The sequence below is a fragment of the Colwellia sp. genome, assembly GCF_013214175.1.
Taxonomy (GTDB): domain Bacteria; phylum Pseudomonadota; class Gammaproteobacteria; order Enterobacterales; family Alteromonadaceae; genus Colwellia.
In genome coordinates, this window is the sequence record NZ_JABSPA010000007.1 from 63,993 (window position 1) to 81,942 (window position 17,950).

Here is a 17,950-nt window from a genome sequence, read left to right on the forward strand (position 1 = left end):
TACCTCCGTTATCTCGACAGTGCATCTTTGTGAAAGATGGCGGCGTTCAGATCTTGCTTTTGATAGTTGTCAAACATCATCCAGGTATAACTGCCTTCAATGATCGGATTAACCAGCTTCATACGGTGTAGTTTCAAGTCGCCGTCAAATTCTTTAAATTTGGTGTAATAGGCTTGTTTAGCCAGCTTGCCGGAGCGGGCATAAAAATTACTGCGCAGGGGGAGGTGGCTTTTACTATCAAGGAAAAACACCACATGCTTATAAGTTGTTTTGTCGTGCTTGGCCCTCAGGTTTAGTTTAAACACTCGCTTGTCGTCGAGCATTTCAGTGCCTTCATAGGTGGCGGTGTAATCAAGTGAGAAGTTAGTGCCGGTAACATCTCCGTTGCTCGCTTCGCCCAATAAACGCTGGGCTGGTGAAATCCGTAATACGTTGCGAGTACCAGGGAAGCGGATCCACATGTTTTGCGCTTGCTTCAAAATTTTTCGGCCTTTAGAACGGGCCGGAGCGGTAAACTCTATTAGTGAAGCATCATTCAGCACTTTTACCGCCAGTTTGTTGCGATTCTTTTGTTTGTTATTTTTGAAGCTGATGTTCGACAATTCAAAGGTAAAACTCTGGTCTTTGTAACCACGCAGACTATCGATAAATTCCAGCAGTTGTTGAGCGTCAGGGATTTTTACTGAAGCTTTGTCTTTATCTTTAACGACAACGGCTGTTTTCACGCTATCCGTGTTCTGGCCGTTGACTGTGTCTGCCTGAGTAAAAAAGGTAACAAAAATTAGCCCCAGAGGTAGTGATACTTTCATTAATGCATTCATTTTTATAACTCCAATTAGGCAAACCTTAAGGCTTTGGTGATCACCATACGTGACGCTTTCACCGCCGGATAGATGCTGGATATGACGGCGATCAACAGACCGAACAGGCCGTTTTTCCAAAGTAAATCTGCTTCGGTAAATATGCGGATAGGATAATTTTGGGAGCTGCCCGGAGGAGTCGGCATCATAATGCTTGCGGCGGTAATTCCCTGTGCCAGCAATATCGAAAAAATGACACCCAGCACACTGCCAATTAAACCCAGAATAAAGGCTTCGCTGATAAACAGGCCCATTACTTCGCCACGGGTGCCGCCGATGGCGCGAATGGTGCCGATCTCTTGCGTGCGTTCCATAACAGCCATGACCATGGTGTTAACGATACCTAGCAAGACTATAGCCAAAACAATTATCTGTACGACGAAGAAAATTCCGTCAAACAGGTTAACTACTTCGTGGTAGTAATCGGCCAGATCGTTCCAACTGCGCAGTTCCAGTGCCAGTCCTTGCTCTTGGAACACTTCGGATAACAAAGCCATGACTTCGTCGGTGTGTTTTGTGTCGTTAAGCAACACCACCAGACGGGTAACACCTTCGGTATACATTAATTCTTGTGCGTGTTGCAGGTTCATTCGCATAAAGCGGTTATCTACTTCACGGGTGCCAGTGGATATTGCGCCAATGGCAGTTACATCTCGGGCGTCAAAACTTCCATCTGCCGTCGTCGCCATCAGAGTCAGCGATGCGCCGACAGAAAGGTTTAACGATTTAAACAGGCCGTCACCAATTAACGCACCGTCAGTGTCTTCTTCAAACAGATCTTCACCAGCGGTTAATTTGACAGCAGAGCTTAACAGCGCTTCTTTTTCCGGGTTGATGCCTTCAACGACCACGGCCAACGATCTGCTGCCGTCAGTTAATAGGCCAGTAAAGTTCAATCTTGGCGTAACCAGTTCAACCTGTTCAAGTTCTTCAACCAATTTGGTGACTTTTTGCAGAACTTCGGCATCAATCAGATATTCTTCTGGTTGTTGACTACCAAACTGATTAAAGCCTTGCTGATAAATTTGGATATGACCGAGCTGCGAGCGGATCACGCCTTCACGCATACCTTCGTACATGGAGGCAAAGAAGCCGCCCATAAGAATAAGGCTGATCACCCCAAACTGGATCGCCAACAAGGTGATAAAACTGCGCCGACCGTTACGCAATACGTTCAATAAAGCCAGTTTTAACCTTAACATGTCTTTAGCCCTTCTCTTTTATTAGTGCTGCTGCCCGTTCAGACCAGGGCACAATGTTTTTGCCGATCAGGGAAGTAAGTAGTTTTCGGCCATTGTTTTTTTGCTGATCTTTAATCAATGCCATGGCGTAGTAATAGTCGACCATTGCAGCAAACTTGTCATCGGTTTCGGGGGCGGCGGCATTTTTGATAAGGCTAAAATCTTCCACTGCCTGGCGGCCTTTACCCAAAAATGCAGGCATTTCGGCATAGGTAATACCGCGATACAAACGTACACCTAAGTGGTTGGGTTCGTTTTTCACGGCACGATCAAGATAACGACTGCCTTTTTTCGACAACAAGTTAGTTCTACCAAGATTATTCAGGAAAAATACAGCTTGCAGACAGGTCGCACTGCCATGCAACGCGGTCAGTTCATGATCGTCCGGACGGGTTTTTCGCATCACGGCGATCTCTTCAACTAGTTGCTCAAGGGTTTTCAGCTGACGATCTTGGCTATTCGCAAAATAAGTGTATCGGACAAACAATGCTAAACGACGTTTATCGATAGAGCTGTCGGCATTAATGTTGAGCGAATTCAATAATGCCTCACGCTCGGTATTCGTTGTAGGAACAGTAGTCGGTTTGATAAAGTCGGCAGAGTTTAACGTCCTGCTTGTAACCACAGTTATGGTTTCACTTTTTTGGTGTTGTGCGGCCGATTCTGAACAGCCGCCAAGTGCGATCGTCAGCAATAATACGCCGATATTTTTAAATTTATTATCCAACTTTCTCTCCAGAGGCGATTTGATCTACCAGGTTTAAGTTTTGTAATTGCTCGTCTTTGACGATGTGACCGTCCTTTAATTCCAATATTCTCGATGCTCGGCTCAACACGAAATCGTGATGAGTGGCAAATAAAAAAGTTACGCCAGTTTCGCGATTGAGAGAGCCAAGCAGATCCATGATTTGCTTTGATGTTTCGGAATCAAGATTGGCGGTAGGTTCATCCGCCAGAATGATATCGGGTTTGGTGACCAGTGCGCGGGCAATTGCGACCCGTTGCATTTGCCCACCTGACAATTGGTTAGGACGTCGATGGATAAAATCCGCCAGACCCACCTGAGCTAGTGCCTGGGCGGCGCGGTCTTTAGCTTCATTATTAGCAATTCTTTGCAGTGACAGCGGGTATTGCACGTTTTCCAACGCGGTTAATACCGGAATAAGATTAAACGACTGAAAAATAAAGCCAATGTAATGGCTGCGTAATTGTGATTTTTGTTTGTCCGACAGTGAGCTTAACGCCTTGCCGTGGATAAACACTTCACCCTCGTTAGGATCATCCATCGCACCGATTAGGTTGAGCAGGGTACTTTTACCGCTGCCACTGGCTCCTCTGAGTACAACGAACTCACCTCTTTCAAGGGTTAAATCCACTTTGTCGAGAGCAGTGATAGGTTTATTTCCTACCGGGAAATAGCGGGATACGCCCTTTAATTTGACCACAGCCATCACGAACCCTCCGTCAGCAGTTTGTTGGCAGCAGCCAGTTGGTGTAAAACAAGCGGCGGTTGCTTAGTCCCTTGGGACAGCTGCTGATATTCTGTCATGTAGTGGGCGGCCTTTTGTTGGTTGTCGCTGCCACCAGCATTGGCGTAGGCAATGCTCATGGTCAGTTTGAATTGCAGTTTTAATTCCAGTGGCGCGAAGGCACCCTGGTTAGCAAAATATTGTTTGAACCAAGCTTCGTCGATAAAGGCGGTGTCGAGACTGCAGTTGAGCAGGGCGGTGGGAGCAAACGTAGCCAACCGTACCATGCGAATTTCAAAGTTATCTGGCTCCATGGTCACAGCCCGATCCATTTCGGCGCAGGCCGAATACAGATGATAAAGCTTCCACAGTCCCATTAAAGGGTCGAACATGGCACCAGCCTGCTTGGCCTGGTTGCCGCTTAACCATGCTAAGGTAAGTGCATCCTGTTCGGATGCGAAAGATCCTGTTAACAATTGCCCGGCTTCATCAATTTGATTATGCAATGAATACATTGAACCGAGTTGGGTTTGCAAGGTACTGTCATTAGGGTTTTGTACCAGCTCGGCTTTGAGTTCTGTGACGAGCTTTTGCTCTTGCTGTGAATAAGGCACCATCTTGAAATCAATCGGTGCCGCGCCCATAAACCACGCGATAATATTGCCGATCAGCAAGTTTATTGAAAGTAAAACCAACAGTTTTTTCATATTTAGCCTCAAAATGTGTAGCCTAAAATAAGCCATTACATGGTTAGCCGCCCGCCAATGCTGTTCAAGTTAACAGCAGTCTTTACGGGCGATACAGGGGGTCAGACTTCTACTGAAGACTCTACCAATTGCTCGTCCATTTGTGACAAGGTGGTGTGTTCGTCGAAAGTCAGGGCATCCGGGTCGGTGACATCGGGGTACAGCTGCTCAACAATAAGAATCACTTCAACAATATTCAATGAATCAACACCCAATTCACCTAAGGGGGCATCAACATCAACGTCGTCTTTATTAAGCATTTCTGCGATCTGTGCTTTTAGTTCTGGTAATGTTTGACCTAGTTCTATCATAATATTCTCTACTTTTTTAAGTTAATGTCTTTAGACGTTTTTTAGTTATTTTTTAATATCGTTATATTTATAGCTAAATCAATTTAAGCGGCCCGGATGAAATCGAGCCAAATAATCAAAGGTCAGCAGTATCACGGATAATTGTTCGACCCGGCGAGGGAGGTCTGTTTGGCGTCTGACCAAACGGGCGGTAATCGCCGGATTTAGGTTGAACAGCTTGAGGGTGTCGGGTTCTCCAACATGAAACAAACGCTGCATGGCATCATAGATATTGGCCAGACTAACTTGTTGTAATGAAAAATAGGCTGTAGGTTGATTGTCAGCCTGCATCACCAGGTTCATGAGCTGTTTAGATCCTATATATGGATTGATCAACGTTTTACCGTGATGTTGGCAAATACGCTGCAATATTTGGCACCAGGCGGGTATAACATAATGCAGATCAAGCCATTGACTGAACGACAAGGATTCGCGCTGTTCGTTCTGCGCCGCTTCAAAAGTGGTAGTCAACTGCTGCTGGAATTTTTTCAGCTGGTCGCGCTGTTTTAACAACGGAGGTTTTAAAATGCCTTTGCACCAGCTGTAGCCCTGGTAAAACGATCGTTCATCAATCATATTTCGGGCAGTGAGCCAGCTGTCGTCAAGCAGTAGGCTGTTGGCTTCACTGGCTTGCACTATGTTGTCAAAATGGGCCAGCGTCACATCCATGACCGGTTCACCGAGGCGATGAGCCAACGATGGCATCTGGTTGAACAGCTCTGTTAAGTCAATGTCGTCAGTAACTCGGATGGCTATCGGTTCGGCAGTCGGCTGATTATTGTCTTGTGCCAGTATCAATTGTTCGGCATGAGACAACCTGGCCTGATGGCTCAGTTTGATAGTTTGTTGCAATTGCCAGATCAGGGTTTCGCCACTTTGCAATTGGCTGATATGATCAAAGCAGGTATATTTTCCTGCAAGCGGGCCCAGAGTCAGTGCCTGTAACAATTGCTCCTGATTGAGTGTCCCCTCAACCTGATGACTTAAATGACTTAAATCGGTAGCCAGAGCAAGACCATTATGCTGTTGATAGTACAAGGTAAAGCTGGCACGAGCACTACTGGTCACCAGCAGTTGTTCTCCATTAAGCCAAACTAATACATAATCGCCGCAAAGGTGTTTATTCACCTTGTCGCCCCAACGTTTGAGTGCAGCATTAAGCAAGGCTTGTTGATTGCCGCTTTCAATTTTGAGTTGGGCACAGATGGCCTGTTCATTGGTCAGATAACCGTTGATGTAACACTGCTCTTGTTCAAAGCCTTGCAGCTCTTGTTGATTAGGCAATTGCTGATCGGTTAACAGCAGGCGGAACAAACAACCTTGCTTGTTATATTTACTCATCCTACTTGCTCCACCAAGTGTTCTTCTTGTGCTTGAGGCACTGCTGATTTTACCCAACGCTGAGCCAACCATTGCGGCAGAACCCGAGCGGCACCGCTGAGCACTGACATATGATTGAGCTTGGGCAGCATATACACTTCTTTATCCAGCGTTGGTGGTAAATGCCATTGCGCAACTGTGGGTAAAAATGAAGGATGTAGGATTTCATCTGATTCACCGCAGATTAAGGCGATGGGTACCTTGATCTGACGGAAAGCTTTGCTGTATTTGGCTATTGATACCGAGGCCATTAGGTTAAACGAATAGTTGAGCACCCGGCCTTCAAGTGCTGCCATTTTGGCTGAACCGGGAAAACGCATTACCGTGCGATGACGTAAAAAAGGCAATACCAGAGCCAGCAAAAACTTGCGATTATTCATTTTGGGAATGTGCTTGAGGCTACTTTCCGGTGCTGGATGATAACTGGGTTTCTTACGCCAGTAATTCATCATAAAGCTTTTCTTGCTGCCGGGGGCATCAAAACGCAACGGCTCTAGGGTGTTACTGATCGCAGGGGCGATAAAATAACAACCTGAAAGCTTGTCCTGGCCATATTTCTCAATATAACGCAGACACACCACCGAACCTGATGAATGCCCTCCGAGGATCAGCGGTAGCGGCTGTCTTTGTTCAAACCAACTGATAGTGTCACTGATGTCATCTTCAAGTTGTCCAACATAATCGCAAGTGCCCGGCGTACCTTCTGAGTTACCATGACCACGCCAATCGCAAAGTATCACCTCAAAGCCGCTTTTTACACAGGCTTTGGCGATGTTGGCATAACGACGGCTGTTAAAGCTACCGCCATGTAGAAACAGTAGGCGGGCATAAGTGTCGAGCCCCTCTTCTGGGCAGTAGCGATGACAAGCTAGTTTTGCACCGTCTCTGGCCTGGATCATAAGCGTATTCATCAGGCTTCGCACATTTCGCTGGCTTCGAGTCTAACCGGGTGGCTCGGATCCATGATATCCAGCGGTTGCTGTCTAGCATATTGCAGGAATACTGATACGAAGCTAGTTTGCTCAATGTATTCCTGTTGATGCATCCAGATACCGTTGGCGGTTTTCTTTATTTTCTTCAATTGGTCGGCATCGGCTGTATTGTCGACTATCGTCACTTCTACCATTTCATCGCGAAACGATGCTTCAGTGATTTTGACCAAAACCGTGTGCTCTGTGGTTTGCTGCAATTCCTGGGTGAGGTTATGACTCATGGTAATCAGCAATTCCGGTAGCTGGTCACGACCGAATGTTGGTTTTTGCAGAATCATTGGCAGATTCAAGGCATTTTGCACGATACGTCGGCGACCAAATTTGGGTAACCCTAACTTGGAACCCGTCACAATGGCAAAACACTCGGTAAACAATTTCACTCGCAAGTCAATGCGGTAACCGTCTTTACCTTTTTCACCCATCTGATAAATATAATATTTGTACAGGTCGGCACCTGTCTCAAAGAAGCCTTCGTTATTACGCACAAAAGCGCGATTTTCGTTTTGTAATATTGCCAGCGCTTCGAGGATCTGGCGCTGCATCAGCATTTCAAGGCCGTAATTGCCACGACGGATAAAGTCATTTTTGGAAAAATGATCATAATCTGAAAAATTGCCCGCCATGTAATCCCAGGCACTGGTAATAAAGTAGGTGGCATTAATGTAAGCCATCACTGGTGAACACAATTCAGCACATTCGAGCACCGGATACAGGTTCATCAATTGGGCATAAAGAAACTGATAATAATAATCGACCACTTCATTGGCATAAGGCACAGCTTCATCCAGCGCCATTTGCGCAGCTTCTCTGTCTGGATTGCCCAGATCGGCGAGGATCAGTTTGGTGAGGTTGTCGTTAGCCATAGCAATGACATCACCGCCGCCACTTAACAGGGGATCCAAGAACATTGCAGCAAACCCGGTGGCCCCCCAACGCTCGCGATTGACTATGCCCTTACCACGATAAGCCAACTGGCCCCATGCTTCAAAGTCTTCTATTTTGGCATCTTCTATCAAATCGGCAATGGCAGTATGTTCTTTGAGTTTGGCAATAAAATCTGCCTGCTTCATCGGCGGATTATTGACCTTGGTTTTGTCACAGACAATACCTATGCTGGTTAGGCCATTTTTAAGCGGGATGAACCAGATCCAGTAACCGTGGCCACTAAAATGATTCGTTGACAAGAAACGGCTTGAAGCCCCGTCACGCCATTTCTGGGTGCCGACACTATCAAAATCTTTAACACCGCTGAAACGGCCCCACGCAGAACTATGGCTCGGTACGTTTTCACGGCTGTAACTCTTCATTCGCCTGGCGACTACCCCGGCACGGCCACTGGCATCAACCAGCCACTTGCAGCGAATTTGATGGGCTTCATTCTGGTAGTTGAATTTAACGGTGTGCTCATTGTGGTGATCCAGTTCAAAACCGGTCACTTTGGCACCTTGCAAAACGGTAATGTCATCTTCGCGGTTCATATCGGTCAGAGCCGATTCAAAACTGGCGCGATCTAGCTGAAAAGCAGGGTGGGGGGGAATATACGTGGTTCCCTGTTCACTCATCTGCTCAATCGGCAGGCTGTGGTCTTCATTGTCAAAGAAAAAGCGCAGTGCATTTTTAGGCAACTGGTTACGGTACAAATAATTGGCTAAACCCAGTTTTTTTAAAAAATAATGACCAGTATTTTCAACGGTGGCTTCGCCGATTTTGGCTTTAAATTCGGTACTGACTTCAAGTTGAATAATTCGGATATCACGGTTATTTCTTTTTAGCTGGCGCGCCAAGGCAAGGCCTGACCAACCGGCGCCGATAATAGCGACGTCATATTTCGGCATTATAGATTGACTGTTTATCATGCATTTGCTCCTGTTATTTTTTTTCTTATCGCTTGCTTGATTATCGTTTGTTCGATACTAGGGTGTGTTTGCCATTTGAAATAATGGTTCTCTTTACCACGGTAGCGGGAATGGGGGTATTTCAGCGTGGTTCTTATTTGTTGGTAATACGCTGATTTATCGCCCTGGAGCAAGCTCAGCGCTAATTCATAACCGTCGATATCATTAACCAAGCACTGATGATCAAAACTGGCTTCAGGTAGTTTAATCGGGGCTTCACTATTTTTACCCAATTGCAACATGCCGACTCGGCCTCCGCCTCCGAGGGTAAATAATAACAAGCTGTTTTGTTTTAGTTTTTGTCTATAAAGCTGCAGTTCAAACAAAGGTTTCAAACTTAAATAATGGCGTTGACAACTTTCGATACTGGCTAACCAGTTGACTGTTTGCTGATTGACTGCCAACTGGTTGTCGAGGCCTCGTAACAGCGATTTCGCCCAGTTTGCACAAATATCAAATGAAACCGGTAAAACATGATCAGGTAAATATTTCAGCTCTTGATAAAGCTGACGGATAAGTATCTGCGTGCCTGTCATGCCGGGTTGCTGGCTAAGCAATTGGCATTTTTCTACAACCAGCTCATCCGGTGCAAGCTGTTTGCCTACCACCGAACGTTTCAATGCAATAAAGCCAACGCCCGGGACGACGTCCAGACCGTCTTGTGTATTATCGTTGCCTATGCCCAGAGAATTTAGGCAGCTCTGTTGGAACAATTTGTTCAGGTCAAGTGAGATCACCACGGTGGCGGAAAAATCGCTGTGATAAAAATCTAAAATACCCGCATGCAAACTGGTGCAGGCGGCACTGATAAAAGTCACTTGACAGTGATCGCTCAACCACTGATGAAATTCAATCACTAGGGGATCAAGCAGCACAAAAACCTCTCCGGCACTGACCAAAGTGACATGACTTGGTAATTCATCCAGCGCATTTAGTCGAAGCTTCAATTCTTCAATTGCCATGTTTGGATTGGCTGCGTCTCTTGCCCAGTATCGTGAAATAACCAGTGGAGCACTCATTAGTCAGTTACACCGCGTTGATGCAGACAGGCGATCAAAGGCTGCAAGGCATCAGTCGGTAAACCATCATCGCTGTACAACCTTAAGCTGACGCTGTTGTCATTATTATCTATCTCAATGCGGGTGAAACGATCTTCGATCACCAGCAGTGGCTTTATCAAGGTAACTAGTTTTTGCTCTTCGGATGCTAAATCTTCGAGTAAGAGAATATTGTCTGCCAATAGGTTGGCCGGTATACGCATACCGCCCGGCATTGATAGTCTGACCAGTATGGTGATCCCAGGCCAGCACAGCTGGGCTTCGGCGACCAGGTCGGATAAAATTTGGTAATGTTCTCGGACATTAAGCAATACCGGATAGGGTGAACTCGTGAAGTTGGCAAATACCGCAAAATCGCTGTCGGTAGTCAATGGCAACATCTGTGCCTCGGCAATTGAAGGCTTGTGGGCAAACGGCATGCGCTTGAGTGTACCGCAGTATTTTTGTAATTTTTTAGCCACGCGACCACTCCTTATTCATGATTAAAATGGTATCCGGCGTGAGCATCAGTTCAGCAATGGCGTAATAACCGTTTAATGCCACCGAGCAAGCCATAAAGCGTTGTGGTTGTTCAATTTTGTTGTTCAGACCATGAGTCAGTAATGATAACCAAGGATCGGCACCGAAGCAGTGACCGTGCTTGGCGTGTAAGTCAGGCAGGCGCGGCTGACCACGCAATAATTTTTCAAACATGATTTGCACATTAACCGGAAAAAACGGCAAGGCAACCACGGCACCGGCTTTTTTCATCATAGTACGACGTACTACGGTCGCGAATTCGGCGACGCCATTGTGGGTGACTGCCGAGCCGATAGTAATTTCGTCCGTCAAAGGGGATTCAACTTCGAGGATTACGGTAGTGATACCAAAACCAGAGTGCTGCCAGTGTTCGTTATAACGCCAGAATTCAAAATCATAGACGTTGGCATCTATGATACTGAAAATCATGTATTTGGCTTGGCGTTGCTCCAGTTCAGCCTGCTTCATATAATGGCGTAACGAATAACCCCATGAGGCACATTCATACGCATTGACGAAAGTATCCGGTTGGTGAACACCATATTCTTGTAGTTGGGCGGCAATGTCCGGCCATTTGACCGACTGGGTGGTGAATGGTAATTCAATCATGGTTGAGCATAAAAAATGTCGCTCAAACTCGGTGGCCGGGATCCCAGTTTGCTCAATCAGTTGGTTGACCTGTGGACCCAGCGATTGCACTAACAGAGACATCACCTCTTCAATAGGGCGAAGCTGGTCAAATAATGGCTGAGGTAAGGGTGTAAATGCGATGCCTTTAACCACCAAGCCTGATACTTTTTGGTGGTTTACATCTGTGCTCATCGTCTGGCCCGTTTAAATTTACTGTAAATTTCAAACAGACAGCGATATGAACTGCCTTCCATTTTGGTAAAGCCGAGTAAGTCACGTTGATCGTTAATGTCATTGACCGCACCTTTGACCACCAGTGATTGCAACAACTCGTTGCTGGTGAATTTTAATGCCAGTACACGGTCAACCGAGTGGATTGAGAATTTGTCCTGAGCAGTACACCAATTGGCTGTGTTGATCATAAAGTCAATTGCACTGCGATCCTCATCATCAAGGGTCAGACGGTTCTGGTCTTCTAACCATAACAGGTGATGCATTAACGACTTAACGAAGCGGGGTCGAACCATGGTTAAAAAACGGTTAACACTGCCAAGGCCCCCTTTGGAAAGAAACTCACTTTTGTTGACCAGCGATTCACCTTTAACATCACCCAATTGTAATTTACCATCGAGGAAACTACCGCCACAGGCCGTTTGTTGCAATGCTTGTGATTTCTCCGGTGACAACAATACAGTCATTGGGAAAGGTCGACCTTTTTGCTGGCAAACCACCATGGCGAAACCGACGTTTTGTCCTTCGATCACCCACTTTTTATCAACGTTCAAGGTGATCTGCCCATCATCAGCCGTGGTCAAGGTAGATTTCCACTGAGATAGCGTAGAACCACCGGTATCGGTCATCATAAAGTTGCCGAAGTGGCCTTGCTCCAGCCATTCATCGACCAGTTGACGTTGTTCATCACTGGCACATAAACCGAGCATGATCGAACCGAACAAACCTATGATTTGATGAAAATACGGGCCGAATCCTTCGCTTTTTACTTTGTCGGTCAATTCGTCGATAAATACCGTTTGCTCAAAACTTTCTAATGGTTGCTGCACCCGTGGCTCTTGCAATTCGGCCATTGGTGCAAAGGTGTCTTCGATGATCATGTCACTGTCCATCAACCTGATCACGGCATCATTGACTAAACGCTCAACCTGCGGAGGCACTTCACCGCTTAAGGCCAGAAATGAAGTAATACAGCGGCCAAAAATATTATGTACTTGGGTCATGGGATCACCTATTCAACAATGTAAGTAGTGGCAGCGGGCAATTGCAAAAACGGCGCAACGGTATAGCTAGCGTTATAAGCACCACAATGATCGAAAATGCAGATATCTCCCGGTTGCGGCAAAATATGGTCTGCGGACTGTTTGCCGATGACATCGTCTTTGCTGCACGAACTGCCGACAAATTTACATGTGGCTTTTTTTTCGCTTGGCTTTGATTGCCACAATGCTGGGGTTCTTAGCCGACGCAATGTATTTTCGGTTTGTGCCAACAGAAAGTTTTGTGCAATACCCCCGTCACAAATAACGTAGTATTCGTTTTCAATTTGTTTGACATAACGAACCCGTACAGCAAAATTACCGATACTTGCCATCAGGCCACGTCCTGACTCGTGTGCCAGGGTTATGTGTTGCGGAAGTTCAGCCAATTTTTCGCGGTAAGCGGCGTAATCAAATTTGGCATCTTGCCAGCGCTCACTGAATCCGCCGCCAAGGTTGGCAAACGACAAGGGCAGGCCGTAGCGTTTTTCCATTTCAGCAATGATAACTTTGACCGAATCTATGGTAGCCATAGCGCTGCGTTCAAAACTGTATGAGCCTTTAAATAAATGAAGCCCCATTAACGGTAAGTTTTTCGCTTTACAAAACTCTATGGCAGTACAGGTTGTATCCCAGTCCATGCCGAATTGATCCGGGCGAACTTTGGGATGGGCGTCATTAAACTGTTTTAACACTACCGGGTTAAGTCGCAGGATAATCCCGATTGGAGGGCGCCTTTCGGCAAGTTCGGCAACAATGTTAAGCTGATCAATACTGTCTATAATCAACCGCGCTTTACCCGAAATAGCTGCGCGAAAAAACTTTTTGTCGGCAGAAGGGTTATTGACGTAACGAATACGATCGCCACCGACAATGGTTTGTAGTTCAGTGATTGAAGCTACCTCAAAACCGTCATTCATAAAATTGGTGCAGCGGACCAATAAATCAGTATTGCTGTTGGCTTTGACTGAAAGGATCACCTGTGTGCCCAGGGCTGCTTTTAACGAATCGAAATTCTTCTTCAGCCGGCTGATGCTGTAAAAATAACAGGGCGTCGAAATTTGTGCTGGATTTTGTTCCAGCATTTGCATAATTTGTTGCACTTCAATTCTCCAGCGCTAATTTGGCCACAAGGGACTTTTTGTCGACCTTGGTGTTGGCGGTCAGTTGCATTTGATTGGTAAAGCGCACTTCACGCGGGCGGTAATCCGGATCGGTGTTGGCTTTAAGCCAGTCTTTAAAAGCGTCTTCATTTTCTTTGGTGTCGTCATGTAACTGCACACACAAACAAGCTATTTCATCACCGAACTTGTCTTTTGATTGAATGATGGCGGCCAGATGTACCAGTGTATTTTTCTCAATCAATGCTTCGCTTTCGGTGGGATAAATACAGAAACCAGCTTGTTTGATCAGCTCTTTGGTACGACCTTTGAAGTAGAAATAACTATCTTCGTCCTGAGTAAATAAGTCGTTTGTGGCCAGCCAATTATCGTCACGGTAGTTACCGGAGATTAAATTCGCACCAGCATTAGCTTTACCGTAATAACCTTGCATTACGGTTGCGCCGCGAACGAATAATTCACCGACTTCGCCGATACGTACTTCCTGGTAATGCAAGCCATCATCGCATTGAACACTGATAAACAGTTTGGCTTCGAGGCCGGGGATAGCAATACCGACAGAGCCTCGCTTTTTGTGGGTTTTATCAGGTGGCAGATACAAGGCACGTTTACATTCAGTCAAACCGTACATGGCATAAACGTCTAACTGCGGGATTAAACTCACAAGATCGTCAATCACGGTTTCGCCAAGGTGACCGCCGGTGTTGGTCATTTTACGTAGATGCGGCAACTTGAATTTTAACGCTCTGATGACTCTAGACAGTGAAATGGCCATGGCCGGAACCACGGGCAGCAGGGTAATTTTATGCTCATCGAGCGCTTTGATGACTTTGACTGGGTGGAAATTTTCTTCAAACAAGGTGACTTTGCAATCAAACGCTAAACTGAACAGTAGCTGGTACAGACCATAATCAAATGACAATGGAGAAAGGCCTAAAATATGCTCGTCGCTGTCGATTTTCAGATAAGTGGCAATCGAATTAATCGCGGTGATCACATTGTTATGGCTCAACATGATCCCCTTGGGATTCCCAGTACTGCCGGAAGTATAAATCAACAAGGCCAGATCGGTGCCGCAGACCTGACGTGTGCTGTTTTCTCTAAACAGTAACGGGGGTTGCGGTGAAGGCTCAAGTTCAGTGATGTCTTGATCTTTGATCACGGCATGCGCATAGCAATCATCAGCAATTTTTTGAATCGCGTCCATTTGCATGTCATGTTTGACTGGCACGACAACCGCACCTTTGTGCCACAACCACAAAAGTGTAGAAACTGTTTCAGGTGTAGGGGTTGATACCACAATGATTTTTTCACCAAAAGAAAATTGGATATTTTGCTCCAACCAGTCTTGATGTGCGGTCATCGTTTCATGCGTTAAGGCTTGACCAGATGGACAGAAATTAATCTGTCCGCCCCAGCGTTGCTGTTGTAATTTTACGCATAAATCGCTAAGAGAGAACAACATAATTTCACCTTTTCTCAAATTTCACTTATGTCAAAAGCTGCTAAAATTTATATCGTTAGCTGCCTTGCCGTTGATGTTGGTCTGACCAGCATATTGGAGAAAAACTAATAAAACAAGCATTACGTTGTACTTTTTTTAACAAGATAATGGCTTATTATTAACCTTAAGGTTACAAAATTGATCGGTATTAACATTTATGTTACATTTATGCTGCATTTATTTTACATTTACTGATAAATTAAACAATGGGGAAAATAATTTAAAAAATTAATTTTATAGAGGTTTATACTTTTTTTCGTCCAATATACATGCTCATATTGGTGGTAAAAAAAGCAGGGTTATTGCTGAGGGTAGCGCTTTATTTTCAATCAGGAAAATGACTCCGTGTTGGTAATTATAATAAAAAGTTATCAGCTTAATATGTTGACCAATTGTCCAATAATAATTTTAGCTGCTAGTTGATGGCCGTCAATGGACCAGTGTAGGCCGTCATTATCTAGTAGATGGCTGTTATCCAAATCTGTGAAGTGTGAACGCAAATCAATCACATTTTCAGCCTTACGGTTAACAATATCTGCTACTTTGTTGATGTGAACGTTACACCAACTGGCCATCAATGGTTTAAAGAAATCATGCTTTTCGACACGTGCAGGATCGACGCCAACCGGTGTTAGCCAAACCCAAGGGGCATGGGTTTGGTGTTTGGAAAAGTCGATCACACTGGCGAGATTGCGTTCAACCTCATCAATACTGGTGCAGGGTTTGTAACGACTGCCCCCTTGAATTCGAGCATCATTAGTGCCGCTAAAGCTAAAATACAAATCAGCCTTCAATTGAGCTGCGGGGATCACCGACCCCAGTAACTGGGTAGTGGTGTCGCCTGATACGGCAAGATTGATAAATCGGATATTGTCTTCGGGTCTGATAATGCCGAAAGAGCGTTCGATAATCGAAAACCATGATTGGCTATCGTCGGTTAAACTATCGCCGAGTACTACAATCTTAGCTTGTGTCTTAAGTGGCAAGCATTTTATCGCCCGAACGTAGTCACTGTCAGCGCATAATGCTTTGGCTGCGTCGTTAACCCGGTTGGAAAAAGTTTCTTTCATGGAGTTATAAAATTGTTCTCGCAGGCCAAACAGAGCAGCATGGGCGGAGCTTGAATACCCGCCGCGTAGAAACGAATATTTCTTTTCAGGATGAAAAAATTGCACTTGTCGTTGTAACTTTTCTTTGATGCTCATGTTGTCCGTCCAGTTATTTGACCGTTCACACCTTAACCAGTTTTTTTTGACTTGCCAAGGATTAACAATAATGAAGCCTTAAAAAGGTGGATTTAAAATATTAATTCCATCGTGGGTTTACATATAAATAACACAAGTAAGGTAACCGGCAATTCTTTGCAAAGAAGTAGATATAAAAGTAGAAGATGAACGTATTTAGCAATATCAAATATGTTCATCGAAAAAACATACATAGACTAAAGTTAAAAATTTGTTAATAAATCACAAAAAACAGTTGGCTTTTTCTCGATTGTCGATTATCTTAGCCAACAATTTTTTGCCTATTAACAAGGCGTTATGTGATATGAGCTATCAATATTCAAAAAACACTTAAAGGAGAGTTATTATGAGTAGTTTCAAACAGTTCCAAGATTTGGTAAAAAGTCATGGCGGTAAAGCAAGAAAGTTTGATCAAGGAGCCGGACTGAGTATGAGATGGGCTAGTATGCAAACGGGGCTTAAAGCTCAAGACGGAGTTTGTGCAGGGCTATCAATAGCTTTTTTAGGGCTTGATAGTATACCTGACTCAAAGAATTTAATGGATGACAAAAATACACATTTGGAAAAAGGTGTACTTGTTTATGCTGAGCGAATAGCACAATTTGGTGGCAATTACAGCGAAGGCATGACAGGATTTGATCAATCTATATCAAAGGTATCTATGTCAAGAAATTCGACGCTAATAAAATGTCAAACACCTGAAGGTATGGCTAAAAGTTCCCTTAAGAGCCCCTCTGGACGATCCTTTATTAAAGTTAAAGGTCACGCTTGCGCAGTTATTACAAATAAGCGTGAAAATAACTTTGTTTTTTTTGATCCTAACCTTGGTTTTGCAAAATTTGACAGTAGTTTAAAATATGTCCTTTTTGTTAAAGAGTTTTTTGGTTTTGGATTATATGGACACACTATTTTCGATTTAATCTATGTAAATTAGTATATTTTCAACGGTAGAAAGCTTTCAAGAACCTGCATGGAAAGACCGATATACGAGTTGTTAAACAAGAAAAATATAGTTGGCTGTTTTCACTATTTGAAGAATTTATCCAACTATAAATTACCGCTTATTGAAACGTTGTTATGTCTCCCCACATCAAGTTAAACCCTTAATCAGCAAACAACTGTTATGGCAGCAACAGCCACCCTACAGATATAAAGGTCGCTATGTCCGATACTCTTCATAGCAGGTTTAATATACCATTTGAGTTTTATTGTGGGCTTTTGGGACGTGTATGGTATCGCTTGTGGTACTTCTGTTTTGAAACATGGCTAAGTAATTCTCTTAGTCTTTCAATCTCATCTGACATTTATTCATTTTGTCCGCGCAATATTTCACATTCAATTTCTAATTCATAAAACTCATTTAGTGCGGCTTTAGCTGCTTTGGAATTTTCACCTGTTTTATATTTTAACCGGAGTAAATTAATTCGTTCTTGAAATTCAGGTTCGTCAGAAAGTATTTTAATTAGCATTTGTGCATCATATATTATTTTTAGCTTAATTTGAGCAAATGACGAGGAAGAGGAGGTGCGAATCACGAAAGTTATGGATTTATCACACTGTATTTAAGTCAACAGATGACTAGAATAGCTATGTCAAACAAGCTCATTTCTTGTGCGGCGGATTATACAGGTGCCCACGGGTCTTTCCTAGCGATTTTATCTAATTTTAGT

At 44.4% G+C, this 17,950-nt stretch carries 18 protein-coding genes; 1 reads left to right on the plus strand and 17 read right to left on the minus strand.

Annotation, left to right across the window (positions count from 1 at the left end; all coding sequences use genetic code 11):
- Positions 1–8 precede the first annotated feature (8 nt).
- The 16 genes from HRT55_RS15970 to HRT55_RS16045 form a co-directional block, all read right to left on the minus strand.
- Entirely contained in the window at positions 9–821 is an 813-nt protein-coding gene (locus HRT55_RS15970; RefSeq protein ID WP_291622866.1) for an outer membrane lipoprotein-sorting protein, read from the minus strand.
- A 14-nt stretch (positions 822–835) separates the two neighbouring features.
- A complete protein-coding gene (locus HRT55_RS15975) occupies positions 836–2,062 on the minus strand; it encodes an FtsX-like permease family protein (protein ID WP_291622868.1) in 1,227 nt (408 codons plus the stop codon).
- Positions 2,063–2,066: 4 nt separating this feature from the next.
- Positions 2,067–2,828, minus strand: coding sequence for a hypothetical protein (locus tag HRT55_RS15980; protein ID WP_291622870.1), 762 nt, complete (start codon positions 2,826–2,828; stop codon positions 2,067–2,069).
- On the minus strand, positions 2,821–3,552 hold the full coding sequence (locus HRT55_RS15985) for an ABC transporter ATP-binding protein (protein ID WP_291623086.1): 732 nt from the start codon (positions 3,550–3,552) through the stop codon (positions 2,821–2,823). Before HRT55_RS15985 ends, HRT55_RS15980 begins: the two co-directional genes overlap by 8 nt.
- Positions 3,552–4,277 carry a hypothetical protein gene (locus HRT55_RS15990; protein ID WP_291622872.1) on the minus strand — a complete coding sequence of 242 codons (726 nt, stop codon included), beginning with the start codon at positions 4,275–4,277 and terminating at the stop codon, positions 3,552–3,554. Before HRT55_RS15990 ends, HRT55_RS15985 begins: the two co-directional genes overlap by 1 nt.
- A gap of 101 nt (positions 4,278–4,378) precedes the next feature.
- Positions 4,379–4,627, minus strand: a complete 249-nt coding sequence (locus HRT55_RS15995) for an acyl carrier protein (protein WP_291622874.1) — start codon at positions 4,625–4,627, stop codon at positions 4,379–4,381.
- Between the two features lie 78 nt (positions 4,628–4,705).
- Entirely contained in the window at positions 4,706–6,007 is a 1,302-nt protein-coding gene (locus HRT55_RS16000) for a hypothetical protein (RefSeq protein WP_291622876.1), read from the minus strand.
- Positions 6,004–6,957, minus strand: a complete 954-nt coding sequence (locus tag HRT55_RS16005; protein WP_291622878.1) for an alpha/beta hydrolase — start codon at positions 6,955–6,957, stop codon at positions 6,004–6,006. The genes HRT55_RS16000 and HRT55_RS16005 overlap by 4 nt, the downstream gene beginning before the upstream one ends.
- Positions 6,957–8,894: an NAD(P)/FAD-dependent oxidoreductase gene (locus HRT55_RS16010; protein WP_291622880.1), complete on the minus strand. Its 1,938-nt coding sequence runs from the start codon at positions 8,892–8,894 to the stop codon at positions 6,957–6,959. Before HRT55_RS16010 ends, HRT55_RS16005 begins: the two co-directional genes overlap by 1 nt.
- Positions 8,891–9,952 (minus strand): hypothetical protein, encoded by a 1,062-nt coding sequence (locus HRT55_RS16015; protein ID WP_291622881.1) that lies wholly within the window; start codon positions 9,950–9,952, stop codon positions 8,891–8,893. Before HRT55_RS16015 ends, HRT55_RS16010 begins: the two co-directional genes overlap by 4 nt.
- Positions 9,952–10,452 carry a hypothetical protein gene (locus tag HRT55_RS16020; protein WP_291622883.1) on the minus strand — a complete coding sequence of 167 codons (501 nt, stop codon included), beginning with the start codon at positions 10,450–10,452 and terminating at the stop codon, positions 9,952–9,954. Before HRT55_RS16020 ends, HRT55_RS16015 begins: the two co-directional genes overlap by 1 nt.
- Positions 10,445–11,332 carry a hypothetical protein gene (locus HRT55_RS16025; RefSeq protein ID WP_291622885.1) on the minus strand — a complete coding sequence of 296 codons (888 nt, stop codon included), beginning with the start codon at positions 11,330–11,332 and terminating at the stop codon, positions 10,445–10,447. Before HRT55_RS16025 ends, HRT55_RS16020 begins: the two co-directional genes overlap by 8 nt.
- A complete protein-coding gene (locus tag HRT55_RS16030; protein WP_291622887.1) occupies positions 11,329–12,375 on the minus strand; it encodes a hypothetical protein in 1,047 nt (348 codons plus the stop codon). Before HRT55_RS16030 ends, HRT55_RS16025 begins: the two co-directional genes overlap by 4 nt.
- Positions 12,376–12,383: 8 nt before the next feature.
- Entirely contained in the window at positions 12,384–13,514 is a 1,131-nt protein-coding gene (locus tag HRT55_RS16035) for a hypothetical protein (RefSeq protein ID WP_291622889.1), read from the minus strand.
- Between the two features lies 1 nt (position 13,515).
- Positions 13,516–14,997, minus strand: a complete 1,482-nt coding sequence (locus HRT55_RS16040) for a class I adenylate-forming enzyme family protein (protein WP_291622891.1) — start codon at positions 14,995–14,997, stop codon at positions 13,516–13,518.
- Between the two features lie 410 nt (positions 14,998–15,407).
- Entirely contained in the window at positions 15,408–16,241 is an 834-nt protein-coding gene (locus HRT55_RS16045) for an SGNH/GDSL hydrolase family protein (protein ID WP_291622893.1), read from the minus strand.
- A 385-nt stretch (positions 16,242–16,626) separates the two neighbouring features.
- On the opposite strand from HRT55_RS16045, the gene HRT55_RS16050 reads away from it, so the two are divergent.
- A complete protein-coding gene (locus HRT55_RS16050; RefSeq protein WP_291622895.1) occupies positions 16,627–17,214 on the plus strand; it encodes a YopT-type cysteine protease domain-containing protein in 588 nt (195 codons plus the stop codon).
- Positions 17,215–17,584: 370 nt separating this feature from the next.
- On the opposite strand, the gene HRT55_RS16055 is transcribed toward HRT55_RS16050, so the two are convergent.
- Positions 17,585–17,749, minus strand: a complete 165-nt coding sequence (locus tag HRT55_RS16055; RefSeq protein WP_287204317.1) for a hypothetical protein — start codon at positions 17,747–17,749, stop codon at positions 17,585–17,587.
- Positions 17,750–17,950 lie beyond the last annotated feature (201 nt).